Origin of the sequence: Burkholderia sp. SIMBA_062 (genome assembly GCF_046534765.1) — a bacterium.
GTDB lineage: Bacteria > Pseudomonadota > Gammaproteobacteria > Burkholderiales > Burkholderiaceae > Burkholderia > Burkholderia ambifaria.
Window position 1 is genome coordinate 367,787 of record NZ_JAWRYD010000001.1, and the last position, 24,692, is coordinate 392,478.

25 protein-coding genes are annotated in these 24,692 nt (G+C 67.5%); 17 read left to right on the plus strand and 8 right to left on the minus strand.

Annotated elements, in window-relative coordinates:
• Positions 1 to 61: 61 nt before the first annotated feature.
• On the minus strand, positions 62 to 598 hold the full coding sequence (locus SB786_RS01685; RefSeq protein WP_410725898.1) for a TlpA disulfide reductase family protein: 537 nt from the start codon (positions 596 to 598) through the stop codon (positions 62 to 64).
• A 160-nt stretch (positions 599 to 758) separates the two neighbouring features.
• Between SB786_RS01685 and SB786_RS01690 the strand changes: the two genes are divergently transcribed.
• On the plus strand, positions 759 to 1,343 hold the full coding sequence (locus SB786_RS01690) for a hypothetical protein (RefSeq protein WP_410725899.1): 585 nt from the start codon (positions 759 to 761) through the stop codon (positions 1,341 to 1,343).
• A 333-nt stretch (positions 1,344 to 1,676) separates the two neighbouring features.
• Here SB786_RS01690 and SB786_RS01695 read toward each other — a convergent pair whose 3' ends face one another.
• Together SB786_RS01695 and SB786_RS01700 are read right to left on the minus strand one after the other, a co-directional pair.
• On the minus strand, positions 1,677 to 3,275 hold the full coding sequence (locus SB786_RS01695) for a YifB family Mg chelatase-like AAA ATPase (RefSeq protein ID WP_410725900.1): 1,599 nt from the start codon (positions 3,273 to 3,275) through the stop codon (positions 1,677 to 1,679).
• 293 nt (positions 3,276 to 3,568) lie between these two features.
• On the minus strand, positions 3,569 to 3,820 hold the full coding sequence (locus SB786_RS01700) for an accessory factor UbiK family protein (protein WP_006489451.1): 252 nt from the start codon (positions 3,818 to 3,820) through the stop codon (positions 3,569 to 3,571).
• A gap of 355 nt (positions 3,821 to 4,175) precedes the next feature.
• On the opposite strand from SB786_RS01700, the gene SB786_RS01705 reads away from it, so the two are divergent.
• The 7 genes from SB786_RS01705 to ptsP all read left to right on the plus strand — a co-directional run bounded on the left by SB786_RS01705 (position 4,176) and on the right by ptsP (position 11,585).
• Positions 4,176 to 4,514 (plus strand): P-II family nitrogen regulator, encoded by a 339-nt coding sequence (locus SB786_RS01705; protein WP_006398175.1) that lies wholly within the window; start codon positions 4,176 to 4,178, stop codon positions 4,512 to 4,514.
• 33 nt (positions 4,515 to 4,547) lie between these two features.
• On the plus strand, positions 4,548 to 6,050 hold the full coding sequence (locus SB786_RS01710) for an ammonium transporter (RefSeq protein ID WP_410725901.1): 1,503 nt from the start codon (positions 4,548 to 4,550) through the stop codon (positions 6,048 to 6,050).
• A gap of 242 nt (positions 6,051 to 6,292) precedes the next feature.
• The gene (gshA, locus tag SB786_RS01715) at positions 6,293 to 7,582 is read left to right on the plus strand and encodes a glutamate--cysteine ligase (protein WP_410725902.1); all 1,290 of its coding nucleotides are present in this window, start codon (positions 6,293 to 6,295) and stop codon (positions 7,580 to 7,582) included.
• A gap of 25 nt (positions 7,583 to 7,607) precedes the next feature.
• Positions 7,608 to 8,564, plus strand: coding sequence for a glutathione synthase (gene gshB / locus SB786_RS01720; RefSeq protein WP_410725903.1), 957 nt, complete (start codon positions 7,608 to 7,610; stop codon positions 8,562 to 8,564).
• A 231-nt stretch (positions 8,565 to 8,795) separates the two neighbouring features.
• Complete coding sequence (locus tag SB786_RS01725) at positions 8,796 to 9,266, plus strand: PTS sugar transporter subunit IIA (protein WP_006752076.1); 471 nt, start codon at positions 8,796 to 8,798, stop codon at positions 9,264 to 9,266.
• Between the two features lie 72 nt (positions 9,267 to 9,338).
• A complete protein-coding gene (locus SB786_RS01730) occupies positions 9,339 to 9,608 on the plus strand; it encodes an HPr family phosphocarrier protein (protein WP_006752075.1) in 270 nt (89 codons plus the stop codon).
• Between the two features lie 201 nt (positions 9,609 to 9,809).
• Positions 9,810 to 11,585 carry a phosphoenolpyruvate--protein phosphotransferase gene (gene ptsP / locus SB786_RS01735; protein ID WP_410725904.1) on the plus strand — a complete coding sequence of 592 codons (1,776 nt, stop codon included), beginning with the start codon at positions 9,810 to 9,812 and terminating at the stop codon, positions 11,583 to 11,585.
• 81 nt (positions 11,586 to 11,666) lie between these two features.
• Here the strand turns inward: ptsP and SB786_RS01740 are convergent, their stop codons facing one another.
• From SB786_RS01740 to gpmA, 3 genes are all read right to left on the minus strand, one after another.
• Positions 11,667 to 12,419, minus strand: coding sequence for a HesA/MoeB/ThiF family protein (locus SB786_RS01740; protein ID WP_410725905.1), 753 nt, complete (start codon positions 12,417 to 12,419; stop codon positions 11,667 to 11,669).
• A 104-nt stretch (positions 12,420 to 12,523) separates the two neighbouring features.
• Positions 12,524 to 14,065: a S41 family peptidase gene (locus SB786_RS01745; protein ID WP_034177088.1), complete on the minus strand. Its 1,542-nt coding sequence runs from the start codon at positions 14,063 to 14,065 to the stop codon at positions 12,524 to 12,526.
• Between the two features lie 250 nt (positions 14,066 to 14,315).
• Complete coding sequence (gene gpmA / locus SB786_RS01750; RefSeq protein ID WP_006752071.1) at positions 14,316 to 15,062, minus strand: 2,3-diphosphoglycerate-dependent phosphoglycerate mutase; 747 nt, start codon at positions 15,060 to 15,062, stop codon at positions 14,316 to 14,318.
• Between the two features lie 135 nt (positions 15,063 to 15,197).
• Between gpmA and SB786_RS01755 the strand changes: the two genes are divergently transcribed.
• The 5 genes from SB786_RS01755 (at position 15,198) to SB786_RS01775 (ending at position 18,131) form a co-directional block, all read left to right on the plus strand.
• Positions 15,198 to 15,620, plus strand: coding sequence for a rhodanese-like domain-containing protein (locus tag SB786_RS01755; RefSeq protein ID WP_006761223.1), 423 nt, complete (start codon positions 15,198 to 15,200; stop codon positions 15,618 to 15,620).
• Positions 15,617 to 15,877, plus strand: coding sequence for a glutaredoxin 3 (gene grxC / locus SB786_RS01760; RefSeq protein ID WP_006752069.1), 261 nt, complete (start codon positions 15,617 to 15,619; stop codon positions 15,875 to 15,877). The genes SB786_RS01755 and grxC overlap by 4 nt, the downstream gene beginning before the upstream one ends.
• 107 nt (positions 15,878 to 15,984) lie before the next feature.
• A complete protein-coding gene (secB, locus tag SB786_RS01765; RefSeq protein ID WP_059512623.1) occupies positions 15,985 to 16,476 on the plus strand; it encodes a protein-export chaperone SecB in 492 nt (163 codons plus the stop codon).
• 26 nt (positions 16,477 to 16,502) lie between these two features.
• Entirely contained in the window at positions 16,503 to 17,501 is a 999-nt protein-coding gene (locus SB786_RS01770) for an NAD(P)H-dependent glycerol-3-phosphate dehydrogenase (RefSeq protein ID WP_410725906.1), read from the plus strand.
• 105 nt (positions 17,502 to 17,606) lie between these two features.
• Positions 17,607 to 18,131: an O-acetyl-ADP-ribose deacetylase gene (locus SB786_RS01775; RefSeq protein WP_410725907.1), complete on the plus strand. Its 525-nt coding sequence runs from the start codon at positions 17,607 to 17,609 to the stop codon at positions 18,129 to 18,131.
• A 22-nt stretch (positions 18,132 to 18,153) separates the two neighbouring features.
• Here the strand turns inward: SB786_RS01775 and trmL are convergent, their stop codons facing one another.
• Both trmL and SB786_RS01785 read right to left on the minus strand, forming a co-directional pair.
• A complete protein-coding gene (gene trmL / locus SB786_RS01780; protein WP_410725908.1) occupies positions 18,154 to 18,624 on the minus strand; it encodes a tRNA (uridine(34)/cytosine(34)/5-carboxymethylaminomethyluridine(34)-2'-O)-methyltransferase TrmL in 471 nt (156 codons plus the stop codon).
• Positions 18,625 to 18,731: 107 nt separating this feature from the next.
• Entirely contained in the window at positions 18,732 to 19,544 is an 813-nt protein-coding gene (locus SB786_RS01785) for a ComF family protein (protein WP_410725909.1), read from the minus strand.
• Positions 19,545 to 19,628: 84 nt separating this feature from the next.
• Between SB786_RS01785 and SB786_RS01790 the strand changes: the two genes are divergently transcribed.
• The 4 genes from SB786_RS01790 to ctaD all read left to right on the plus strand — a co-directional run bounded on the left by SB786_RS01790 (position 19,629) and on the right by ctaD (position 24,630).
• Complete coding sequence (locus SB786_RS01790) at positions 19,629 to 20,594, plus strand: methyltransferase domain-containing protein (protein WP_410725910.1); 966 nt, start codon at positions 19,629 to 19,631, stop codon at positions 20,592 to 20,594.
• A 195-nt stretch (positions 20,595 to 20,789) separates the two neighbouring features.
• A complete protein-coding gene (locus SB786_RS01795) occupies positions 20,790 to 21,314 on the plus strand; it encodes a DUF2244 domain-containing protein (RefSeq protein WP_050810734.1) in 525 nt (174 codons plus the stop codon).
• 57 nt (positions 21,315 to 21,371) lie between these two features.
• A complete protein-coding gene (coxB, locus tag SB786_RS01800) occupies positions 21,372 to 22,979 on the plus strand; it encodes a cytochrome c oxidase subunit II (RefSeq protein WP_410725911.1) in 1,608 nt (535 codons plus the stop codon).
• A gap of 43 nt (positions 22,980 to 23,022) precedes the next feature.
• Entirely contained in the window at positions 23,023 to 24,630 is a 1,608-nt protein-coding gene (gene ctaD / locus SB786_RS01805; RefSeq protein ID WP_410725912.1) for a cytochrome c oxidase subunit I, read from the plus strand.
• The last annotated feature ends 62 nt before the right edge of the window (positions 24,631 to 24,692 follow it).

A 24,692-nucleotide genomic window follows, 5' to 3' on the forward strand; every position in this document is an offset into this window, starting at 1 on the left:
CGGTCCGTTGTGCGGAGCAGGGCGGCGTGCACCCTGCGTGCGGGGAATTAAGTGGCGGCGCTCACGCTGCGTTGCTGTCGAGCGCCTTCTTGAGCAGCGCGTCGAGCTCCGCGAACTGCGGTGCGCCGACGTAGCGCTTCAGGATCTTGCCATTCTTGTCGACGACGAAGGTCGTCGGCGTGAGCTGCACGTTGCCGAACTGCTTCGCGACGCTGCCGTCGTCGAGCGCGACCTTGAACGGCAGTTGGCGCGTCTGCGCATAGTTCGCGACGTACATCGGCGGATCGTAGTTCATCGCCACCGCGACGAATTCCAGCCCCTGATCCTTGAAGCGATTGTAGGTCTCGACCATCTGCGGCATTTCCTGCATGCAGGTCGCGCAGCTCGTCGCCCAGAAATTGACGAGGTAGACCTTGCCCTTCAGGTCGCCGCCCGTCGATACCTTCTGGCCCGACAGCAGCGTGAACGTGGCGTCCGGCACGCTGGACTTGCCGTTGAACGCAAAGAAGCCGGCAATGGCGATGGCCGCGACGACGACCGCCGCGACGATATAGCGGGCGGGGCCGGTGCGGCGCCGGGCGGGAGGCGTGGTGTTCATCTGGTGCTCTCGGAGTCGGTCGATGACGCGGATCGATGCAAAGGACGTCGAAATTCGGCGCTCATTTTAGCGCGAATGCACGGTACGCACCCGCGGGCGCCACGGATCCCCGGTGTCAGCTTCGTCGGATAATGGCGTTTTGCCTGTTCCGATCCCAGCCATGCCGAAGGAAGTCATCGATTCGTTGCGCCCCTTTTATCGTCCGCTGCGACACTTCGCCGCGCTCGCATGTGTGAGCGCCGCGCTGGCCGCGTGCTCGCCATCGTATGACTGGCGCACGCTGCACAACGACGCCGGCTATACGATCGACCTGCCGGCGAAGCCGACCGTCGAGGACCATCCGGTCACGGTCGGCGGCGCGTCGATGCCGATGCCGATGCCGATGCGGATGCAGGCCGCGCACGTCGACGGCGCGGTGTTCGCGGTCGGCACGCTGACGCTGCCGGACGACCGCGACGACACGCGTCGTGCGGCGCTCGAGTTCCTGCGTGCCGGGCTATCGCGCAATCTCGAAGGCGCGCCACAGACGGCCTCGGTGCCGGTGCCGCTCGCGGCCGGCGGCGCGGTGAACGGGCTCGAGCTGCGGGTCGCGGGTGCGGCCAGCGGCGGCGACCACGCGCACAAGACGATCGTTGCGCGGCTCGTGGCGCGCGGCCGGCATGCGTATCAGGCCGTCGTGATCGCCGACGGGCCGCTTGCGCAGGAACAGCTCGACCAGTTTTTCGGCTCGTTCAAACTGGACTGACACCGGCCGGCGAGGGCGCTCCGACACGCCGTGACAACTGAAAGTTCATTCGCAGCTTTCGACGCTAATCGCCGGATTTTGCGGGGATTTTTCAGCTATCCACAGCGCATGTGGATAACTTTGTTGAAAAGTAGGGCGAATCTCGCGCAAAGCCGCGCCGGACGGCCTTCCGGTACATTTGACAACGTCCGCGCCCTTTGAGAAAAATCAATAGAAACAACGGGATACGAATTTCGCGATGGCAGCGCACTCGCGAGCGGCGATCCGGGGCCAGATTCGCGAAATTGTGCATAAGTCAAGTCTTGACAGCCGGATTTTGTCCTCCGAGGGCACTCACAGCGCCGTGAGCGCGCGCCGGTAGCGGATCGCCTCGGCGATCTGCGCGGCCGTCGGCAACGGGTCGCCGGCCAGGTCGGCGATCGTCCGCGCGACCTTCAGCACGCGGAAATACGCGCGCGCCGACCATCCGAAGCGCTCGCCGGCCTCGCGCAGCAGCCGCTCGCCGTCGTCGGTCGGGCGGCACAGGTCGTCGGTCTCGCGGCCGCTCAGCATGTGATTCGTCTTGCCCTGCCGTTCGAACTGCAGTGCGCGCGCGTGGGCGACCCGTGCGGCGACCGTGGCGCTCGATTCGCCGTGCGCCGTCGCGCGTGCGGCGAGTTCGGCCGGCGACAGCGCTGGCAGGTCGATCTGGATGTCGATGCGGTCGAGCAGCGGCCCCGACAGCTTGCGCAGGTAGCGCGAGGCGACGTCCGGCGAGCAGCGGCAGCGTCCGGACGGATCGCCGTGCCAGCCGCACGGGCACGGATTCATCGCGGCGATCAGCTGGCATGCGGCAGGGAAATCGGCCTGCTGCGCCGCGCGCGAGATCGTGATGCGGCCCACTTCCAGCGGCTCGCGCAGCATTTCCAGCACGTGCCGGTCGAATTCGGGCAGCTCGTCGAGAAACAGCACGCCGAGGTGCGCGAGCGTGATCTCGCCCGGCTGCGGTGGATTGCGGCCGCCGACCAGCGCGGCGGCGCTCGACGAATGATGCGGCGAGCGGAATGGCCGCCGCCGCCACTGCGCGGGCGAGAAGCCGAGGCGGCTGGCGGAAAGGAGCGCGGCCGACGTCAGCGCCTCGTCGTCGGTCAGCGGCGGCAGGAGGCCAGGCAGCCGCGCGGCCAGCATCGACTTGCCGGCGCCGGGCGGCCCGATCATCAGCATGTGGTGCCCGCCCGCGGCGGCCACTTCGAGCGCGCGCCGGGCGCCGCGCTGGCCGATGACGTCCGCGAGATCGGGGGCGGCCGGCGCCGGCACGCCGTCGAGGCACGGCGCCGCGACCGGCGCGAGCCGGGCGTCCGGCGCACCGGCGAGGTGCGCGCATAGCGCGGGCAGGTCGGGCGCGCCGAATACCGTGACGCCCGGCACGAGCGCGGCCTCGGCGGCGCTGTCGAGCGGCAGATACAGCTCGGGCGGGCGCGACGCGGCCGCCGGGCCGGACGTCGCGCCGAGCCGAGCGCCGGAGGCGACGCCCGATCCGGTTTCACCCGCGCGCGAGTCGCGTGCCGCGCCGCACGCCATCGCGAACGCACCGCGCATCGGCCGCAGCGCGCCGGTCAGCGACAGCTCGCCCGCGAATTCGCGGCCGGCCAGCGCGTCGGCCGGAATCTGGCCGTTCGCGGCGAGGATGCCGAGGGCGATCGGCAGGTCGAAGCGGCCCGACTCCTTCGGCAGGTCGGCCGGTGCGAGGTTGACCGTGATGCGGCGCACGGGGAATTCGAATCCGCAGTTCTGCAGCGCGGCGCGCACGCGCTCGCGGCTTTCGCGGACTTCGAGATCGGGCAGGCCGACGATCGAGAACGACGGCAACCCGTTGGCAAGATGGACTTCGACGGTGACGTCCGGCGCGCGACCGGCCGCCGGCGCGCGACTGCGCACCACGGCGAGCGACATGGCGAGGCTCCTGTAAATGAATCGGACGGGCAACGGCCGTTCAGGGCCGCATGCCGCGGGAATCGGAGAAATCGGTGCGCGCTTGCCGGCGTGGCGCGGGGAAAGAACGAGGTGTTGCGAACGACGGACTGCGAAGAGCGACGGACTGCGAAGAGCGGAGGATGCTGCGAAGAACGATGAACAGCGAAGAGCGGAGGGTGCAGCGAAGAACGACGGACGACGAAGCGCGGAGGAAGGTGGCGGGCACGGGGCGCACGAGGCGGCCCGTGCCCGAACCTGTCGGTCAGGGGGCGTCAGGCCTGCGGCGCTGCGAGCTTCTGCTCGAGTTCCGCGACGCGCTTTTCGAGTTCCTCGAGACGCACGCGGGTGCGGGCAAGCACCTGTGCCTGCGTGTCGAACTCCTCGCGCGTGACGAGGTCGAGTTTCGAGAAGCCTTGCGACAGCATGGCCTTCACGTTGCGCTCGACATCCTTGGCCGGCGAGTTTTTCAGCAGATCGCTGACGCGCGACTGCAGGTCGTTGAAAACATCGCTGGGTTGCTTCATGAGATTTCCTTCCTTGCACAAAAAATGTGCATCTTCAGTTGCGTACGTGCCCATGATGCACGCATGACCGGAAATGGTGCGCCGCTGGCGCGAATTCCGGGCATGGCGCCCGCATGGGTGAATGGCCCGGTGAACCGGGACGTGCGTGCACTCTAGCAACGATCCTTTCGGCGCGCCAGCAAACCGGGCCCACGTTGGCCGTTCGGCCGGGCTTGCGCACCTTTCAGCGGGTGATGCGCCCCCGTTTCGGAGCCGTTCGAGACGGTCCTCCCGCAAACATGGCATGCGAGTTGCTGGGAAGAGACCGTCACACCATTCCAACCAATTCGACGGGACAACCCAGCGAGAGGACTTCATGAAACTGATTACCGCAATCATCAAGCCGTTCAAGCTCGATGAGACGCGCGAAGCGCTCTCCGCGCTCGGCGTCTCCGGCATCACGGTGACGGAGGTGAAGGGGTTCGGGCGCCAGAAGGGGCACACCGAGCTGTATCGCGGCGCCGAATACGTCGTCGACTTCCTGCCGAAGATGAAGATCGAGGCGGCCGTGTCCGACGATCTCGTCGATCAGGCGGTGGAGGCGATCGAGCGGGCCGCACGCACCGGCAAGATCGGCGACGGGAAGATCTTCGTCACGCCGATCGAGCAAGTGATCCGGATCCGGACCGGGGAGACCGGCGCAGACGCGCTGTAACAGACAAAGACAAGCAACAAGAGGAAACCCGAGATGCGCAAACTTCTGATGTCCCTGCTGATGGCAGGCTCGCTGATCGCGGCCGGTGTCGGCCCCGCGCTCGCCGACGACGCGGCCTCGGCCGCGTCCGCGCCCGCCGCAACGGCGTCCGATGCAACGGCAACCGCTTCGGCCGCTTCGGCCCCGGCCGCCACGGACGCTTCGGCGCCTGCCGCTGCCGCGGCCCCCGCGTCGGCCGCCGACGCATCGGCTGCCGCGGCTGCGTCCGCGCCGGCCGCACCCGCCGCGCCGACCGCGCCGTTCTCCGTCGATTCGTCGAAGATCAGCGCCGGCGACACCGCGTGGATGCTGACGTCCACCGCGCTCGTGCTGTTCATGACGATCCCCGGCCTCGCGCTGTTCTACGCGGGCATGGTCCGCAAGAAGAACGTGCTCGCGACCGTGATGCAGAGCTTCGCGATCACCGCGCTGATCACGGTGCTGTGGACGGTGGTCGGCTACAGCCTCGCATTCACGCCGGGCAACGGCTTCATCGGCGGCCTGTCGCGCGTGTTCCTGCACGGGATGACCTACGTGAAGGGCGACAAGGCGACCACGCTGACCGTCAGCCACCTGGCGACGACGATTCCGGAATCGGTCTACTTCGTCTACCAGATGACGTTTGCGATCATCACGCCGGCGCTGATCTGCGGCGCGTTCGCCGACCGGATGAAGTTCTCGGCGATGCTCGTGTTCATGACGCTCTGGTCGCTGATCGTCTACGTGCCCATCGCGCACATGGTGTGGGAGCCGACCGGCTGGCTGTCGGCGGACGGCGTGCTCGACTTCGCGGGCGGCACGGTGGTGCACATCAACGCCGGTATCGCCGGCCTCGTGTCGTGCCTGATGCTCGGCAAGCGCGTCGGCTTCGGCCGTGAATCGATGGCGCCGCACAACCTCGTGCTGACGATGATCGGCGGCTCGATGCTGTGGGTCGGCTGGTTCGGCTTCAACGCGGGTTCCGCGGTCGCGGCCGACGGCCGTGCCGGCTTCGCGATGCTGACGACGCAAATCGCGACGGCCTGCGCGGCGCTCGGCTGGATGTTCGCCGAGTGGCTCACGCACGGTAAGCCGTCGGTGCTCGGCATCGTGTCGGGTGCGGTCGCGGGCCTCGTCGCGATCACGCCGGCGGCCGGCTTCGTCGGCGTGACGGGTGCGCTCGTGATCGGCATCGCGGCCGGCGTCGTGTGCTACTGGTCGGCGACGTGGCTCAAGTCGAAGCTCGGCTACGACGATTCGCTCGATGCGTTCGGCGTGCACGGCGTGGGCGGGGTGCTCGGCGCACTGCTGACCGGCGTGTTCGCGGTCAAGGACATCGGCGGTTTCGACGGCAGCCTGCTGCTGCAGGCGAAGGGCGTGCTGATCACGCTGGTGTACAGCGGCGTGCTGAGCTTCGTGCTGCTCAAGCTGATCGACCTGACGATCGGCCTGCGCGTGAGCGAAGAGGAAGAGCGCGAAGGTCTCGACGTGGTGCTGCACGGCGAGCATGTCGAATAAGTCGTACGGATGACGGCGGGCCGCCGCGCAGACGGCGCCCGCCACGAATGAGCGCAGCGATTTCGGCCCGCCACCCGGCGGGCGTTTTTTTCTCCTGCCGCATGTCGCGGCAGCGCATAACCCTTCGACCTATCGGGTCAATAGCCGAAAACTTCCTCCAAATCCTTGTGAAGCCGGGAACAATCCCCAAATGGGCAAGGCAATTGCTCTACAATCTTCATTCTCCCGCTCGCGAGTGATTCATGGTTCCCCACCTCGTTACCGCGTTGAACGGTCCGCTGCTCGAACTCGAGCGGAAGATCCTCGACGCGACGCCTGCGATCGAACGCTGGTTCAGGCTCGAATGGCAGGAACACACCCCGCCGTTCTATTGTTCGGTGGACCTGCGCAACGCCGGCTTCAAGCTGGCGCCCGTCGACGCGAACCTGTTCCCCGGCGCATTCAACAATCTGCCGTCCGAAGTGCTGCCGCTCGCCGTCCAGGCCGCGATGGCCGCGATCGAGAAGATCTGCCCGGACGCGAAGAACCTGCTCGTGATCCCCGAGCTGCCGACCCGCAACGCGTTCTACCTGGAAAACGTCGCGCGGCTCGCGACGATCATGCGCCAGGCCGGCCTGAACGTGCGCTTCGGCTCGCTCGATCCGGGCATCACCGACATGACGCCGATCACGCTGGCCGACGGCCAGAAGATCGTGCTCGAACCGCTCGAGCGTTCGCAGCGCCGCCTCGGCCTGAAGAATTTCGATCCGTGCTCGATCCTGCTGAACAACGACCTGTCGGCCGGGATTCCCGCCGTGCTGGAAAACCTGCACGAGCAGTACCTGCTGCCGCCGCTGCACGCGGGCTGGGCCGTGCGCCGCAAGTCGACGCACTTCTTGTGCTACGACGACGTCGCGAAGAAGTTCGCGAAGATGGTCGGCGTCGATCCGTGGATGGTGAATCCGTATTTCGCGCACGTCGAAGGCGTCGACTGGCAGGCGCATGAAGGCGAGCAGGCGCTCGCCGACGCGATCGACGGCGTGCTGAAGAAGATCGCGCGCAAGTACCGCGAATACGGAATCAGCGAAAAGCCGTACGTCGTCGTGAAGGCCGACGCGGGCACCGCCGGGCGCGGCGTGATGACCGTGCACGATGCGGCCGAGATCGGCCGCATGTCGAAGGCCGAGCGCACGCAGATGGCCGAGTCGAAGGCCGGCCTCGCGGTGCGCGACGTGATCGTGCAGGAAGGCGTCTATACGTTCGAGCGCGTCGGCGACGAAGTCGCGGAGCCGGTCGTGTACATGATCGACCGCTACGTGGTCGGCGGCTTCTACCGCACGCACGGCGGCCGCGAGCGCGACCAGAACCTGAACGCGCCGGGCATGCACTACGTGCCGCTCGGCTTCGAGCACACCGCGCTGCCGGACGCCGGCGCGAAGCCGGGCGCCGCGCCGCCGAACCGCTTCTACATGTACGGCGTCGTCGCGCGCCTGTCGCTGATCGCGTCGTCGATCGAACTGGAAAAGACCGATCCCGAAGCCATCCAGGTGTAACGGCTTCGCTACGTACAGGACCCGCATGGACATTCTCTTTATCGCCGACCCGCTCGAGCGCTTCAAGATCTACAAGGATTCGACCTACGCGATGATGGCGGAGGCCGCGCGGCGCGGGCATGCGGTGTACGCATGCCAGCCGCACCAGCTCGCATGGACGGGCTCGGGCGTCGAGGCGGACGTGCAGCGCATGACGATCGTCGGCGACACGACCGATCTTCATCGCCATCCGTGGTACGAGGCGGGCGCCCATGAATCGCGTCAGATGACGTCGTTCGGCGCGGTGCTGATGCGCAAGGATCCGCCGTTCGACATGGAGTACGTGACGGCGACCTGGATGCTCGAGCTGGCCGAGCGTGCAGGCGCACGCGTGTTCAACAAGCCTCAGTCGATCCGCGATCACTCGGAGAAGCTCGCGATCGGCGAGTTTCCGCAGTTCGTCGCGCCGACGCTCGTCACGCGCGACGCCGCGCGCTTGCGTGCGTTCCACGCCGCGCACGGCGACGTGATCGTGAAGCCGCTCGACGGGATGGGCGGGATGGGGGTGTTCCGCGTGAAGGCCGACGGGATGAATCTCGGCGCCATCATCGAGATGCTCGGTCATGACGGCACGCGCTCGCTGATGATCCAGAAGTTCATCCCCGAGATCACGGCCGGCGACAAGCGCATCCTGCTGATCGCGGGCGAGCCGGTGCCGTATTCGCTCGCGCGGATCCCGCAGGGCAGCGAGGTGCGCGGCAATCTCGCCGCGGGCGGGCTGGGCGTCGCGCAGCCGCTGACGCCGCACGACCGCGAGATCGCCGAGACGCTCGGGCCGGTGCTCGCCGCGCGCGGGCTGCTGCTGGTCGGCCTCGACGCGATCGGCGACTGGCTGACCGAGGTGAACGTGACGAGCCCGACGTGCTTCCGCGAAATCATGGAGCAGACGGGTTTCGACGTCGCCGCGATGTTCATCGACGCGCTGGAGCGGGCGGCCGCGTAGCCCGCTTCGCGCGCAATTCCGGCGGCGGCCGCGCAGGCCCCCCGTCGCCGGAGCCGTTCGACCGGCCTGCTACAATGCCCGCTTGCCCGGTGCCGCGACCAGCGCGCCGAAGGCCCGGCGGTCGGGCCGAAACCGTTGCAAGGCTGAACATGAAACGATTCCCATACTCGCTATGCTCGTGGCCCCGCCGCGGGGCGTCGGCCCGCCAGGGGCGGCCGGAGGCGGTCTGACATGGCCGGGATTCTGATCATCGCGCATGCGCCGCTCGCCACCGCGTTGCGGGACTGCATCGCGCACATCTACGGCGGCGTGCCCGCGCGCATCGGCTGTATCGACGTGCTGGCGGACAGCGACCCCACCCAGGTGATGGCGTTCGCGCATGCGGAGCTCGCGCGGCTCAGGGAAGAGAACGGCGTCGTCGTGCTGACCGACATGTACGGCGCGACGCCCGCGAACATCGCGGGCCAGCTCGCGAAGCTCGACAACGTGCGCGTGCTGGCGGGCGTGAACCTGCCGATGCTGGTGCGGGCCGTCTGCTACCGCACCGTGCCGCTCGACAAGCTCGTCGACAAGGCGCTGTCCGGCGGCGCGAAGGGCGTCCATGAAGTGGCGGCCGGCACGCCGCCGCCGCCGACCGAAGCCGGCTGCGGCCAGTGCGCGCCGATTCCGCCCGAGCCGCAACCGCGCACCGAATCGCACTGACCGCCCGTTTTCCCCGTTTTAGACCGAGCCGCCGCACGTCGCCGGCGGCCTCGACCGACCCGACCGAGAATCATGCTTCAACAAGAAACCACCATCGTCAACAAATTGGGGCTCCATGCACGCGCATCGGCCAAGCTTACGCAACTGGCCGGCAACTTCCAGTCGGAAGTCTGGATGACGCGCAACGGGCGCAAGATCAACGCGAAAAGCATCATGGGCGTGATGATGCTCGCGGCGGGCATCGGCAGCTCGGTGACGATCGAGACCGAAGGTCCCGACGAGCGCGAAGCGATGGACGCGCTGCTCAAGCTGATCGCGGACAAATTCGGCGAAGGTCAGTGATCCCCGCGCGGGATCATTGCCGTTTCGGAGCAGAATGCCGCGTTTTCCGCGGCATTTTTTTCGTCCGGAGCATGGGTGCGGAAAGAACAATGCTGCGGTGCATGCAGTCAGCACGGAGGTACGGAATTTATAATCGCTAACCGGGGTCATAAGCGCATCGCAGCGGTGTGCCGCGGCTTTACTTGTATAGAGGAGGTGCGCGTGTCCTTCACGCTGCATGGCATTCCCGTCTCACGTGGTATCGCGATCGGGCGAGCGTATCTGATCGCGCCGGCGGCGCTCGACGTCGCCCATTACCTGATCGAGGCGGACCAGATCGACGCCGAGGTCGAGCGTTTTCGCACGGCGCGCGAGCTCGTGCATCGCGAGCTCGAGGCGCTGCGCGCCGACCTGACCGACGACACCCCGAGCGAAGTGGGCGCGTTCATCGACGTGCACACGATGATCCTCAGCGACGCGATGCTCGTGCAGGAAACCATCGACCTGGTCCGCACGCGCCGCTACAACGTCGAATGGGCGCTGACCGAGCAGCTCGAGCTGCTCACGCGCCACTTCGACGACATCGAGGATGAATACCTGCGCGAGCGCAAGGCCGACATCGAACAGGTGGTCGAGCGGGTGCTGAAGGCGCTCGCCGGCGCGCCGTCCGCGTCGCAGGCGCTCGATCGCGCGGCCGCGCGCGGCCAGAACGAGATGATCGTCGTCGCGCACGACATCGCGCCGGCCGACATGATGCAGTTCAAGTCGCAGTCGTTCCAGGCGTTCGTCACCGATCTCGGCGGCCGCACGTCGCACACGGCGATCGTCGCGCGCAGCCTCGGCATTCCGGCCGCGGTCGGCGTCCAGCATGCGAGCGCGCTGATCCGCCAGGACGACCTGATCATCGTCGACGGCGACCAGGGGATCGTGATCGTCGATCCCGCGCCGATCGTCCTCGAGGAATATTCGTACCGCCAGTCCGAGAAGCTGCTCGAGCAGCGCAAGCTGCAGCGCCTGAAGTTCTCGCCGACGCAAACCTTGTGCGGCACCAAGATCGAGCTGTACGCGAACATCGAGCTGCCCGACGACGCGAAGGCCGCGGTCGAGGCCGGCGCGGTCGGCGTCGGGCTGTTCCGTTCCGAGTTCCTGTTCATGCATCAGAAGGAGATGCCGGAAGAGGAGGAGCAGTTCGCCGCGTACAAGCGTGCGGTCGAGTGGATGAAGGGCATGCCGGTGACGATCCGCACGATCGACGTCGGCGCGGACAAGCCGCTCGAGGCGCTCGACGAAGGCTACGAGACGGCGCCGAACCCCGCGCTCGGCCTGCGCGCGATCCGCTGGAGCCTGTCCGAGCCGCAGATGTTCCTCACGCAGCTGCGCGCGATCCTGCGCGCGTCCGCGTTCGGGCAGGTGAAGATCCTGATCCCGATGCTCGCGCACGCGCAGGAGATCGACCAGACGCTGGACCTGATCCGCGAGGCGAAGCGCCAGCTCGACGATGCGGGGCTCGCGTACGACCCGAACGTGCGCCTCGGCGCGATGATCGAGATCCCGGCCGCGGCGATCGCGCTGCCGCTGTTCCTGAAGCGCTTCGACTTCCTGTCGATCGGCACCAACGACCTGATCCAGTACACGCTCGCGATCGACCGTGCGGACAACGCGGTCGCGCACCTGTACGACCCGCTGCATCCGGCGGTGCTGCACCTGATCTCCTATACGCTGCGCGAAGCGAAGCGCGCGGGCGTGTCGGTGTCGGTGTGCGGGGAGATGGCGGGCGATCCGACGCTCACGCGCCTGTTGCTCGGGATGGGGCTCACCGAGTTCTCGATGCATCCGAGCCAGTTGCTGGTCGTGAAGCAGGAGATCCTGCGCGCGCATCTGAAGGCGCTCGAGAAGCCGACGGCCGACGTGCTGGCCGCGTTCGAGCCCGAGGAAGTGCAGGCGGCGCTCAAGCGCCTGGCGGTCGCGGAACCGCGCGCGGACGACGCGGCCGCCTAGGCGCCGCGTACCGCCCGGTGAAACCGCCGCAAAAGTAGCGAAACGTCACGCATGCGCCGTTCGGCGCATGCATCGCGCGCGTCAGTGCCGGCCCTGGCACACGGGGCAGTCGGCCTGGCGCGCGATCTTCATCGTCGTCCATTCCATCCGCAGCGAATCGAGCATCATCAGCCGGCCGTTGAGCGTCGTGCCGATCGCGCCGATCACGCGCAGCGCTTCGGCGGCCTGCATCGCGCCGATGATCCCGACCGTCGGCGCGAACACGCCCATCGTCGCGCACGCGACTTCCTCGAACGGCTGGTCTTCCGGAAACACGCACGCGTAGCAGGGCGCGGCCGGGTCGCGGAAGTCGAACGTGCTGATCTGGCCGTCGAAGCGCAGCGCGGCGCCCGACACGAGCGGCACGCCGTGCGCGACGCACGCGCGGTTGATCGCATGGCGTGTCGCGAAGTTGTCGGTGCAGTCGAGCACGACGCTCGCCCGCGGCACGTGTTCGTCGAGCCACGCGTCGTCGACGCGCGCCGCGACCGCATTCACGGTCACTTCCGGGTTCAGCCGCGCAAGCGTGTCGCGCCCGGATTCGACCTTGCTGCGGCCGACCGAGGCCGTCGCGTGCAGGATCTGCCGCTGCAGGTTCGTGAGGTCGACCGTGTCGGCGTCGACCAGCGTGATCGTGCCGACTCCGGAGGCCGCCAGATACATCGCCGCCGGCGAGCCGAGACCGCCCGCGCCGACGACGAGCGCATGCGCGTCGAGGAAGCGCTGCTGCGCGTCGATGCCGATTTCGTCGACGAGGATGTGGCGGGAATAGCGAAGGAGTTGATCGTCGTTCATGGGAAGTCGTGAGCGAGGCGGCGGACGTAGCGTTATTTTAGGCGCGCATGAAAAACGGGCCATCGCGGTGTTCCCGCGATGGCCCGTCGGATGCCGGCCGGCGCTTACTGCGGTGCCGACGCGGGCTTCGGTGCGGCGGCCTTCGCGCCCGACGCCTTCGCGGGCGTCGCGGCCTTGGTGGCCGGGCTCTTCGTCGTGCTCTCGGCGAGGCGCGACTTCGATTCCTGCACCGGCTTGCCTTCGAGCTTGTTGAGCGCCTGCTGCATCATGAAGTCGTCGGCGCTGCCGAACTCGATCGGCTTGCGATCGCGGTCCTTCTGGCGTTGCTCCGGCGTCTTCTTGTCGTTCTGCTCTTCGAGGACGCGCAGCTGATCCATCCGGCGCTGCTCGCGTTCTTCCTGTTCCTTCTTCTCGTTCGGGTCCTGCGTGTTCGCGAGGTGGTTCGTGTAGTCGACCTCGCGCGTCACGAGCACGTCGTCCGGATCGCCGTCCGCGTACTGATCGACCGGCACGTCGGGCGTGATGCCCTTGTTCTGGATCGAACGGCCGCTCGGCGTGTAGTAGTAGGCGGTCGTCAGGCGCAGCGCGGTGTCGGCCGTCATCGGACGAACCGTCTGCACCGAGCCCTTGCCGAACGTCGTCTTGCCCATGATCTGTGCGCGCTTCGAATCCTGCAGCGCGCCGGCGACGATTTCCGACGCGGACGCCGAATACGCGTTCGTCAGCACGATCATCGGCACGGTCTTGAAGACCGGCGGCAGGTTCTTCAGCGGGTCGCCGTCGAAGGACGGCAGGCGGTAGTTGTCGTAGGTGTCGCGGTAGACCTGCTTCGAATCCGGGATCTGGCCGTTGGTCGACACGACGACGGAGTCGGGCGGCAGGAACGCGCCGGCGACGCCGACCGCGCTCTGCAGCAGGCCGCCGCCGTTGTTGCGCAGATCGACGATCAGGCCCTTCAGGTTCGGCTGCTGGCGCGCGATGTCCTGCAGCTTCGCGGCGAGATCGGGCGTCGTGCGCTCCTGGAAGCTCGTGATCCGGATGTACGCGTAGCCCGGGTCGAGCAGCTTCATCTTCACGCTCTGCACCCGGATGACCGCGCGCGTGACCGTGACCGGGAACGTGCGGTCGTCGCTCTTGCGGAAGATCGTCAGCGTGACCTTGGTGCCCGGCTCGCCGCGCATCTGCTTGACGGCCTTGTCGAGCGTCATGCCGCGCACCGGCTTGTCGTTGATGCGCGTGATCAGGTCACCCGGACGGATGCCGGCGCGGAACGCGGGGGTATCCTCGATCGGCGAGATCACCTTGACGAGGCCGTCTTCCTGCGAGATCTCGATGCCGAGACCCGCGAAGCGACCCTTGGTCTGCTCCTGCAGCTCGTCATAGTCGGTCTTGTCGAGGAACGACGAATGCGGGTCGAGGCTCGACACCATGCCCTTGATCGCCGCCGTCAGCAGCTTCTTGTCGTCGACCGGCTCGACGTACTCGCGCTTGATCTGGCCGAACACTTCCGCGAACAGGCGGAGCTGGTCGAGGGGAAGCGGCGCCGTGGCGGTCTGCTCGGCCGATGCCGAAACCTGCAGCGTGGCGAACACGCCCGTGGCGAGGCCCGCGGCAATCAGGCCGATGTTCTTCAATTTCATTCGCATAGAGAGTCTGGTGCGGTCGGGAAGCGCGTGGCGGTAGCGGGGATGTAGCGGACAAGTATAACTGTTCGTCCGAATACTCAGTGGAACGCTGCGGAAATGGTGCAGAGGCCCAGGGCCCGGCGGGCTGCCGCCGGACGCGCAGCGGATTCGAAAGCGGATTCGACAGCATCGGGGCCGCGAAGGTTCGCGCCGCGCGCCGGGGCGGGCCGGACAGGCCGCGCGCGACGCGCGCTGCCCGGCGTGACGGGCGTCAGCCCGCCTTGCCCTGCTTCGCGACGGCGGCCTGCGCCTTCGCGATCGCGTCCTGGTCGCCCAGGTAGTAGTGCTTGATCGGCTTCAGGTCTTCGTCGAGTTCATACACGAGCGGCACGCCGTTCGGAATGTTCAGGCCGACGATGTCGCTGTCCGAGATGCCGTCGAGGTACTTGATCAGCGCGCGCAGCGAGTTGCCGTGCGCGGCGATCAGCACCTGCTTGCCCGCGCGGACGGCCGGCGCGATCGATTCGTTCCACAGCGGCAGCACGCGCGCGACGGTGTCCTTCAGGCACTCGGTGAGCGGCAGCTGCTCGCGCGGCACCTTCGCGTAGCGCGGGTCGTTGAACGGCGCGCGTTCGTCGGTCGGCTCGAGCGCGGGCGGCGGCGTGTCGTAGCTGCGACGCCACACGAGCACCTGGTCGTCGCCGAACTTGGCGGCCGTTTCCGCCTTGTTCAGGCCCGACAGCGCGCCGTAGTGGCGCTCGTTCAGGCGCCACGAGTGGACGACCGGCAGGTACATCAGGTCCATCCGGTCCTGCACGTGCCACAGCGTGCGGATCGCGCGCTTGAGCACCGACGTGTATGCGATGTCGAACGTGTAGCCGGCCTCCCTGAGCAGTTCGCCGGCCTGGTAGGCCTCGTTGCGACCCTGTTCGGTCAGGTCGACGTCGACCCAGCCGGTGAAGCGGTTTTCCTTGTTCCACGTCGATTCGCCGTGGCGGATGAGAACGAGTTTGTACATGGATCTTGCGGTCGGTAGTGATAGGGAAGCGGGGCGCGTCGCGCGGTACCCGGCCCGGGTCCGCCATCGCGCAAGACGGTTATTTTATAATGGCCGGATTGTCCTTTTCCGATTTCTCTTTTCCGGCGACATTCCGTGACGTTCTTTACCAATTACACGAACCTGGCCCTTATCGCGATCCTGCTGGTTTCCGGCGGCCTGCTTGCATGGCCCGCGCTGCGTCGCGGCCGCGGCGGCCTGTCGGCCGCGGAGGCGACGCAGCTCATCAATCGCCGCAACGCGGTCGTGATCGACCTGCGCGCGGCGACCGACTTCGCTGCCGGCCACCTGCCGTCGGCGCGCCAGGTCGCCGCCGGCGAGATCGGCGCGAAAATTGCGCAGGTTGCGAAAAACAAGAGCACCCCGGTGCTGCTCGTCTGCCAGAACGGCCAGCAGTCGCAGAAGGCGGCGCGCGAGGTCGAGGCGGCGGGCTATGCCGAGGTGCACGTGCTCGAGGGCGGCGTCGCCGCGTGGCAGCAGGCCGGGATGCCGGTCGTCAAACAAGGAGTGGCGAAGTGAGCAAGGTATTGATGTACAGCACGCAGGTGTGCCCGTATTGCATCCAGGCCGAGCGCCTGCTGAAGCTGCGCGGCGTCGAGCAGATCGAGAAGGTGCTGATCGACCGCGATCCGGCACGCCGCGACGAAATGATGACGCGCACGGGCCGCCGCACGGTGCCGCAGATCTATATCGGCGACACGCACGTCGGCGGTTACGACGATCTGTCGAAGCTCGATCGCGAGGGCGGCCTCTTGCCGCTTCTGCAAGCAGCCTGATTAGGGCAGAATGGCCGCCGGCCGCGCCGTGGCTTGGGCGCGCAGGATCCAACCGAGGCGGCCGGCGCGAAGCCGGGCCGCCCCGTCACCACTTTTAGGGAAACACCATGTCCGACGTCGAAAATCAACCGTTCTTCAACATCCAGCGCGTCTATCTGAAGGATATGTCGCTCGAGCAGCCGAATTCGCCGGCGATCTTCCTCGAGCAGGACATGCCGTCGGTTGAAGTGGAAGTCGACGTGAAGGCCGAGCGCCTGGCGGAAAGCGTGTTCGAAGTCGTCGTGTCGGGCACCGTCACCGCGAAGGTGAAGGACAAGGTCGCGTTCCTCATCGAAGCGAAGCAGGCCGGCATTTTCGACATTCGCAACATTCCCGACGAACAGCTCGACCCGCTCGTCGGCATCGCGTGCCCGACGATCCTGTTCCCGTACTTGCGCTCGAACATTGCCGACGCGATCACGCGTGCGGGCTTCCCGCCGATCCACCTGGCGGAAATCAACTTCCAGGCGCTGTACGAGCAGCGTCTCGCGCAGCTTCAGCAGCAGTCCGGCGCAGCAGGCGCGCCGAATGGCGCGCCGAACGGCACGACGCTGAACTGACGTTTCACTCCGGACCGGTGCTGGGTATGAAAGTAGCCGTTCTCGGCGCCGGTGCCTGGGGCACCGCGCTCGCGGGCCATCTGGCCGCGCGGCACGATACGCTTCTCTGGGCGCGCGACGCCGCGCTGATCGCCGGGCTGCAGGCCCGGCACGAAAATTCCCGCTATCTGGACGGCATCGCGCTGCCCGCTGCGCTGCGCTACGACGCCGATCTCGGCGCCGCGCTCGCGCACGGCGCCGCGGACGACGCGCTGTGCGTGATCGCCGCGCCGGTGGCCGGCCTGCGCACGCTGTTCGGCGCGATGCGCGACGCGGGCTGCGTGCCCGCGCATGTCGTATGGGTCTGCAAGGGCTTCGAGGCCGACACGCATCTGCTGCCGCACCAGGTGATCGCGGCCGAATTGCCGGGGCAGCACAGCAATGGCGTGCTGTCGGGGCCGAGCTTCGCCCGCGAGGTCGGGCTTGCGCTGCCCGTCGCGCTGACGGTCGCGAGCGCGTCCGCCGAATGCCGCGAGCGCACCCTCGCCGCGTTCCATCACGGCGCGATGCGGATCTACACGGGTGACGACGTGGTCGGCGTCGAGGTCGGCGGCGCGGTGAAGAACGTGCTGGCGATCGCGACCGGCATCGCCGACGGGCTCGGGCTCGGGCTGAACGCGCGCGCCGCGCTGGTCACGCGCGGCCTCGCGGAAATGTCGCGCCTCGGCGTCGCGCTCGGCGGCCGCGCGGAAACCTTCACGGGCCTCACGGGCCTCGGCGACCTGATCCTCACCGCGACGGGCGACCTGTCGCGCAATCGCACGGTCGGCCTGCAACTGGCGGCCGGCCGCTCGCTGAACGACATCCTCGGTGCGCTCGGCCACGTGGCCGAAGGCGTGCGCTGCGCGCAGGCCGTGCTCGCGCTCGCGCGCGCGCAATCGATCGAAATGCCGATCACCGAAGCCGTGTGCGGCGTGCTGTTCGACGGCGTCGCGCCGCGCGATGCGGTCAGCGGCCTGCTGCGGCGCGACGCGCGCGCCGAATAACACCGACGAAGCACGCCGATTTTTGCGACCGGGCGCGCTCGCGCAAAGCGGGCGGCGCCAAAGCGCACTACGCTTGAACGGTCTCCGGCATTTCGGGAGGGTGTCATGCTTCGGATCGGTTCCACCACGCTCGACGCGCAACGCGTCGACATCACGACGCTCGACGTCGACGCGATCGTCAACGCCGCGAACGGTTCGCTGCTCGGTGGCGGCGGTGTCGACGGTGCGATCCATCGCGCGGCCGGCCCGGGCCTGCTGGCCGAGTGCCGCACGCTTGGCGGCTGCGCGACCGGCGACGCGAAGCTCACGCGCGGCCACGGGCTGCCGGCGCGGTACGTGATTCATGCGGTCGGCCCGGTGTGGCACGGCGGCGGGCGCGGCGAGCCCGATTTGCTCGCCGCGTGCTACCGGCGCGCGATCGAGCTGGCCGAAGAGGTTGCGGCGACATCGATCGCATTTCCGGCGATCAGCTGCGGCATATACCGCTATCCGGCCGACGAGGCCGTCGATATCGCGGTCGGCACGGTCGCCGACATGCTGCCGCAGGCGCCGAACCTCGCACGCGTGGTGTTCGCGTGTTTTTCATCCGACATATACGACCTGTATCGCGCGCGGCTCGCGCGCATCTAGCGCGGGCGGCTGGGCGGGCGTGTCAGGCGCCGCCTTCGAAGCCGGCCTGGCGCCACGCCTCGAACACGACCACCGCCACCGTGTTCGACAGGTTCAGGCTGCGATTGCCCGGCCGCATCGGCAGGCGCACGCGCTGTTCGTTCGGGAAGCGCTCGAGCACGTCGGCCGGCAGGCCGCGCGTTTCCGAGCCGAACACGAACCAGTCGCCTGGCACGAACGCGTGATCGTGGAAGCGGCCCGAACCGCGGGTCGTGAACGCGAACATTCGCGCGGGATCGGGCGCTTCGGCCGCGACGAACGCGTTCCAGTCGCGGTGCACGCCCATCTCCGCGTACTCGTGATAGTCGAGGCCCGCGCGGCGCATCTTCGCGTCGTCGAGCGGAAAGCCGAGCGGCTCGATCAGGTGCAGGCGCGCGCCGGTGTTGGCGCACAGGCGGATCACGTTGCCGGTGTTCGGCGGAATTTCGGGAGCGACGAGGATGACGTTGAACATGGTTGGGTCTGGCTGGGCCGGCCGGGGCGGAGCAACGTGCACGCCATCCCTGCCGGCCGGTTCGTGACGGCCGTCGCCGCGTGCGGGCGGCCGGCCTCTCTATCTAATTAATCCCTGGCGGTGCGCAGCGCAACGAGATTCGTCACGCGCGCGGCGCCCGCCATCTTCAATGCATGCGCGGCGGCCGCGAGCGTCGCGCCGGACGTCATCACGTCGTCGACGAGCGCCACGTGGCGGCCGGCGAGATCGTCCGTCACCGCGAACGCCGCGATCACGTTGTCGCGCCGCGCGCGCCGGTCGAGCCGCGACTGCGGTGCGGTTTCGGTCACGCGCGCGAGCAGCGTCGCGTCGGCGCGCACGCCGAGCCGGCGCGCGAGCGGACGCGCGATCGCCCACGCCTGGTTGTAGCCGCGCGCGACGAGCCGTCGGTGCGACAGCGGCACCGGCGCGATCACGTCGAAGCCGCCCGGCTCGCGCAGCGCGTCCGTGTCGTCGACCCGCTGCGCGAGCCGGGCCGCGAATTCCGCGCCGAGCGCGAGCCGTGCATGAAACTTCAGGCCGCGCGCGAGCCCGTCGAGCGGCGCGCGGTAATCGGCGAGCGCGAGCGTCGCGTCGAACGGCGGCGGTGTCGCGCGGCATGCATCGCACCGGTAGGCGAACGAAGCCGCGGCGCCGGCGTGCCGGCCACGGGTTCCGCGCGAACGCGGCCGCCCGCTGCCGAGCGGCACCGCGCAGACGTCGCAGCGCAGTCGCGCTTCATTCCAGTACGCGGCGTCGCAGGCGCTGCAAATCACGGCGTGTGACAAATTGCCGCACAGTGCGCACCGGTTCGGCAACGCGAGCGCGACGACGCGCACAGCCAGTGCGCGAGCCTGCGACAAAACGACGCGCATCGGGCGCGGGGCGAAACGGCGATCCATTCGTGAAGACTCCTGGCGGCCCCGCCTCGCTGAAGGCTGCGAGGCGAGCGAGTATACTTCGGGCTCTTCGCCAGTGTGCCCGACATGTCCCCAGCTTCGACTTCAACCGGCCGTCCGGCCAATGACGCCCGGCGTTTGCGGCGGATCTTCGATCGCCGCGCCGCCGCGTTCGACGCGGTCGCGTTCCTGCCGCGCGAGATCGCGCAGCGGATGAACGAGCGCCTCGAATACATCAAGGTGAGCCCCACGGCCGTGCTCGATGCGGGCTGCGGCGCGGGCGACGACCTGCCGGCGCTGCGCGCGCGCTTTCCCGAAGCCCCGGTGTTCGGCGTCGACCTGTCCGGCGCGATGCTCGCGCGGGCGGGGCAGCGCGAGGTCGAGCAGACGAGCTGGCGCCGCTGGCTACCCGCGTCGCTCGGCCGGGCGCTGGGCCAGCGCGGCCCGCGCGTCGCGCACGCCGACTTCTCGGTGCTGCCGTTCGCGGCCGGCGCGTTCGACCTGATCTGGTCGAATCTCGCGCTGCACTGGCATTCGCGTCCCGATACCGTGTTCCCCGAGTGGCAGCGCGTGCTGCGCGTGAACGGCCTGCTGATGTTCAGCACGCTCGGCCCCGACACGTTGCGCGAGCTGCGCGCGGCCTGCGCGGAAGCCGAAGCGGCGCTCGGCATCGCGCCGCCCGCGGCGCGCGTGATCGATTTCGTCGACATGCACGACCTGGGCGACATGCTCGTCGAGAGCGGCTTCGAGATTCCGGTGATGGACCAGGAAGTGCTCACCGTCACGTACAAGACACCCGATTCCCTGCTGGCCGACGTGCGCCGCTGGGGCGCCTATCCGTTCGACCGCGCGGCGCCGCAGCGCGCGACGCGGCGCTTTCGCGCGGCGCTCGGCGATGCGCTGGAAGCGCGCCGGCGCGCGGACGGCACGATTCCGCTCACGTTCGAGGTGATCTACGGCCACGCGTGGAAGGCCGTGCCGCGCACGACTGCCGAGGGGCACGGGATCGTGCGCATCGAAGATATCGGAAAGGGGCGTCCGAAGAATCGGTAAAGCGGTAAAGAGGGGTTTTGTTATGTCCGAAATTAGCGGCGCAAAGCGGGGTCGAATTGACGTGAAAAACGGCCGGAAAGCTTGTGGCGCTTGGCTTGCGGGCCGATAGCCGCTTGCTTGTGGATGCCATTGAACCCGCCTATAATGCGTCAGCTTGTCGTCCCGGGGTCCCCGCAATACGGGCCGACGAGTCCGATGCAGGCATGCATCGCATGCCATTCGCGTGAGGCGGCGATGGGAGCAGCGAGGGTTTTGGCGGAGACGACGAACGGTGAACCGGTCCTCGCAGACTGGCTCATGAAACGCAACTGTTCGATGTCGCCGCGCCAGTTCGTGCTGTTTTACGCGTCGCTCGCGAGCTTCTCGCTGGTGATCGCGGCATTGCTGATGTGGCGTGGGGCCTGGCTCGTCATGCCCTTCACCGGAATCGAATTGCTGGCGGTAGGCGTCGCGTTTGCGATCTATGCCCGTCATGCGGTCGATTACGAGCGCATCAGGCTGTTTCCGCACCGGCTCGTGATCGAGCGGATGGATGCGGAGCGGTTCACGCAGATCGAATTCAACCCGCGCTGGGTGCGGGTCGAGCCGGGTGCGACGCCACGCGATCCGATTCGACTGGTATCGCGCGGGCAGACCGTCGTAATCGGGCAGCATCTCGCGCAGCACAAGCGTGCGCAGTTCGCCGACGAACTGCGCGTGTCGCTCAGGCGCTGCGGCTGACGAGGCGCGGGCACCGGCCGGAACAGGCCGGCGGCTTGCGACGGGGGAGGGGTTTGAATGGAAATTTTGGGTAAGGATGCTATGAAAACAATCAAGCGAGCCCTCACGGGCGTGCTGGCATGCAGCGGATTGCTCTTTGCCGGCGCTGCTCTGGCGGTCGGTGATAGCCCGGGCGGCCCCCGCGTCAACGAGATCAACTTTCAGCCGCCGGTCACGAAGATCGCCGAGGAGCTCTACGATCTCCACACGATGATGCTGATCCTGTGTACGGTGATCTTCGTCGGCGTGTTCGGCGTGATGTTCTATTCGATCTTCGCGCACCGCAAATCCAAAGGCCACAAGGCCGCCAATTTCCATGAAAGCACGACCGTCGAGATCATCTGGACGATCGTGCCGTTCGTCATCGTCGTGCTGATGGCGCTGCCGGCCACGAAGGCCGTCGTCGCGATGAAGGACACGACCAACGCCGATCTCACGATCAAGGTCACCGGCTACCAGTGGAAGTGGGGCTACGACTACGTGAAGGGCCCGGGCGAGGGCATCGGCTTCCTGTCGACGCTCAGCACGCCGCGTGACGAAGTGATGGGCAAGAAGCCGATCACCGAGACGTACCTGCAGGAAGTCGACAACCCGCTCGTCGTGCCGGTCAACAAGAAGATCCGCATCATCACGACCGCGAACGACGTCGTTCACTCGTGGTACGTGCCCGCATTCGGCGTGAAGCAGGATGCGATCCCCGGCTTCGTGCGCGATACGTGGTTCAAGGCCGACAAGGTCGGCACGTTCCGCGGCTTCTGTACCGAGCTGTGCGGCAAGGAACACGCGTTCATGCCGGTCGTAGTCGTTGTGCTGTCGGACGACGACTACGCGAAGTGGGTCACCGCGCAGAAGGCCAAGCTGGCCGGCGCGCCGGTCGATCCGAACAAGGTCTACACGATGGCCGAACTCGTCGCGCACGGCGAGGAAGTCTACAAGGCGAACTGCGCGGCCTGCCACCAGGTGAGCGGCAAGGGCCTCGGCGCATTCCCGGCGATGGACGGCAGCCCGATCGTGAACGGCCCGATCGCCGGCCACGTCGAGCGCGTGCTGCACGGCAAGGGCGCGATGCCGTCGTGGGCGTCGCTGTCGGACCTCGACATCGCATCGGTCGTCACGTACGAGCGCAACTCGTGGGGCAACCACAAGAACGATCTGCTGCAGCCGAAGCAAGTGGCTGACGCGCGCAACGGCAAGATGCCGGAAGACACGGCAGGCGCCGCGGCACCTGCCGAAGCGGCCTCGGCACCGGCGCAAGCCGCGTCGGGCGCGGCCGAGCAGTCGGCGGCGGCATCGGCGGCAGCGCCGGCATCGACCGCGCTGTCGACCATCTACTTCGAAACGGGCAAGAGCGTGCTGCCGGCCGACGCGAAGGCGGCGATCGCCGCGGCGGCCGACTATGCGAAGGCACATCCGGACGCGAAGCTCGCGCTGTCGGGTTTCACCGACAAGACGGGCTCGGCCGACGCGAACGCCGAACTCGCCAAGCATCGTGCACAGGCCGTGCGCGACGCGCTGAAGGCAGCAGGCGTGGCGGAAGACCACATTATTCTCAAAAAGCCGGAAACGATCACGGGCGGGGCTGACACGAAGGAAGCCCGGCGAGTCGAGATCGGGCCGGCGGCTTGACGTGTCGCTGAGTTAGTCGACGTATTCGCATTAGGAGATTCTCATGTCTAGCATCGGGCACGACGTAGTCGCGGACCACGCGCACGACGACCACGCGCACGAAACACCGCACGGCTGGCGGCGCTGGTTGTTCGCCACCAACCACAAGGACATCGGTACGCTGTACCTGCTGTTCTCGTTCATCATGTTCCTGTCGGGCGGCGTGATGGCCCTCGGCATCCGTGTCGAGCTGTTCGAGCCGGGCCTGCAGATCATGCGTCCGGAGTTCTTCAACGAACTCACGACGATGCACGGCCTGATCATGGTGTTCGGCGCGATCATGCCGGCGTTCGTCGGCTTCGCGAACTGGATGATCCCGCTGCAGATCGGCGCGTCCGACATGGCATTCGCGCGGATGAACAACTTCAGCTTCTGGCTGCTGCCGGTCGCGGCCGTGCTGCTGGTCGGTTCGTTCTTCGCGCCGGGCGGCGCGACGGCCGCCGGCTGGACGCTGTACGCACCGCTGTCGACGCAGATGGGCCCGGGCATGGACTTCGCGATCTTCGCGGTCCACCTCATGGGCGCATCGTCGATCATGGGCGGGATCAACATCGTCGTGACGATCCTGAACATGCGCGCACCGGGCATGACGCTGATGAAGATGCCGATGTTCGCATGGACGTGGCTGATCACGGCCTACCTGCTGATCGCCGTGATGCCGGTTCTGGCAGGCGCGATCACGATGGTGCTGTTCGACCGCCACTTCGGCACGTCATTCTTCAACGCGGCAGGCGGCGGCGATCCGGTGATGTACCAGCACATCTTCTGGTTCTTCGGCCACCCCGAGGTGTACATCATGATTCTGCCGGCGTTCGGGATCGTGTCGCAGGTGATCCCGGCGTTCGCACGCAAGACGCTGTTCGGCTATAGCTCGATGGTGTATGCGACGGCTTCGATCGCCATCCTGTCGTTCATGGTCTGGGCGCACCACATGTTCGCAACGGGCATGCCGGTCACCGGTCAGCTGTTCTTCATGTACGCGACGATGCTGATCGCGGTGCCGACGGGCGTGAAGGTGTTCAACTGGCTCGCGACGATGTGGCGCGGCTCGATGACCTTCGAAACCCCGATGCTGTTCGCGATCGGCTTCCTGTTCGTGTTCACGTTCGGCGGCCTGACGGGCCTGATGCTGGCCATGGCGCCGCTCGACATCCAGTACCACGGGACCTACTTCGTGGTGGCGCACTTCCACTACGTGCTGGTGGCCGGGTCGCTGTTCGCGCTGTTCGCGGGCTGGTACTACTGGGCGCCGAAGTGGACGGGCTGGATGTACAACGAGACGCGCGGCAAGATCCACTTCTGGGCGTCGATGATCTTCTTCAACCTGACGTTCTTCCCGATGCACTTCGTCGGTCTCGCGGGCATGCCGCGCCGCTATGCGGACTACCCGGCGCAGTTCACGGACTTCAACCAGGTGGCGACGATCGGCGCATTCGGCTTCGGCCTCGCACAGGTGTACTTCCTGTTCGCGGTCGCGCTGCCGGCCTACCGTGGCGGCGGCGAGCTGGAAAAGGCGTCGGACAAGCCGTGGGATGGCGCGACGGGCCTCGAGTGGACGGTGCCGAGCCCGGCTCCGTTCCACACGTTCGAGCAACCGCCCCACGTCGAATAAGTTTCACCCGGCGTTCCGCCGCAGCCTGCCGCGCAGGCAGGCGCGGCGGGCGCGGAATCGAG

What these genes read in the sequence shown, in the direction of transcription:
- SB786_RS01700 (WP_006489451.1), bottom strand. Translation starts at nt 3,820, where the DNA reads ATGAAGCAACCCAGCGATGTTTTCAACGACCTGCAGTCGCGCGTCAGC.
- SB786_RS01740 (WP_410725905.1), bottom strand. Translation starts at nt 12,419, where the DNA reads ATGAACGACGATCAACTCCTTCGCTATTCCCGCCACATCCTCGTCGAC.
- SB786_RS01685 (WP_410725898.1), bottom strand. Translation starts at nt 598, where the DNA reads ATGAACACCACGCCTCCCGCCCGGCGCCGCACCGGCCCCGCCCGCTAT.
- trmL (WP_410725908.1), bottom strand. Translation starts at nt 18,624, where the DNA reads ATGTTCAACGTCATCCTCGTCGCTCCCGAAATTCCGCCGAACACCGGC.
- SB786_RS01705 (WP_006398175.1), top strand. Translation starts at nt 4,176, where the DNA reads ATGAAACTGATTACCGCAATCATCAAGCCGTTCAAGCTCGATGAGACG.
- coxB (WP_410725911.1), top strand. Translation starts at nt 21,372, where the DNA reads ATGGAAATTTTGGGTAAGGATGCTATGAAAACAATCAAGCGAGCCCTC.
- gpmA (WP_006752071.1), bottom strand. Translation starts at nt 15,062, where the DNA reads ATGTACAAACTCGTTCTCATCCGCCACGGCGAATCGACGTGGAACAAG.
- ctaD (WP_410725912.1), top strand. Translation starts at nt 23,023, where the DNA reads ATGTCTAGCATCGGGCACGACGTAGTCGCGGACCACGCGCACGACGAC.
- SB786_RS01710 (WP_410725901.1), top strand. Translation starts at nt 4,548, where the DNA reads ATGCGCAAACTTCTGATGTCCCTGCTGATGGCAGGCTCGCTGATCGCG.
- SB786_RS01745 (WP_034177088.1), bottom strand. Translation starts at nt 14,065, where the DNA reads ATGCGAATGAAATTGAAGAACATCGGCCTGATTGCCGCGGGCCTCGCC.
- SB786_RS01725 (WP_006752076.1), top strand. Translation starts at nt 8,796, where the DNA reads ATGGCCGGGATTCTGATCATCGCGCATGCGCCGCTCGCCACCGCGTTG.
- SB786_RS01690 (WP_410725899.1), top strand. Translation starts at nt 759, where the DNA reads ATGCCGAAGGAAGTCATCGATTCGTTGCGCCCCTTTTATCGTCCGCTG.
- SB786_RS01775 (WP_410725907.1), top strand. Translation starts at nt 17,607, where the DNA reads ATGCTTCGGATCGGTTCCACCACGCTCGACGCGCAACGCGTCGACATC.
- SB786_RS01770 (WP_410725906.1), top strand. Translation starts at nt 16,503, where the DNA reads ATGAAAGTAGCCGTTCTCGGCGCCGGTGCCTGGGGCACCGCGCTCGCG.
- gshB (WP_410725903.1), top strand. Translation starts at nt 7,608, where the DNA reads ATGGACATTCTCTTTATCGCCGACCCGCTCGAGCGCTTCAAGATCTAC.
- SB786_RS01785 (WP_410725909.1), bottom strand. Translation starts at nt 19,544, where the DNA reads ATGGATCGCCGTTTCGCCCCGCGCCCGATGCGCGTCGTTTTGTCGCAG.
- SB786_RS01790 (WP_410725910.1), top strand. Translation starts at nt 19,629, where the DNA reads ATGTCCCCAGCTTCGACTTCAACCGGCCGTCCGGCCAATGACGCCCGG.
- secB (WP_059512623.1), top strand. Translation starts at nt 15,985, where the DNA reads ATGTCCGACGTCGAAAATCAACCGTTCTTCAACATCCAGCGCGTCTAT.
- SB786_RS01730 (WP_006752075.1), top strand. Translation starts at nt 9,339, where the DNA reads ATGCTTCAACAAGAAACCACCATCGTCAACAAATTGGGGCTCCATGCA.
- gshA (WP_410725902.1), top strand. Translation starts at nt 6,293, where the DNA reads ATGGTTCCCCACCTCGTTACCGCGTTGAACGGTCCGCTGCTCGAACTC.
- SB786_RS01795 (WP_050810734.1), top strand. Translation starts at nt 20,790, where the DNA reads ATGCAGGCATGCATCGCATGCCATTCGCGTGAGGCGGCGATGGGAGCA.
- SB786_RS01695 (WP_410725900.1), bottom strand. Translation starts at nt 3,275, where the DNA reads ATGTCGCTCGCCGTGGTGCGCAGTCGCGCGCCGGCGGCCGGTCGCGCG.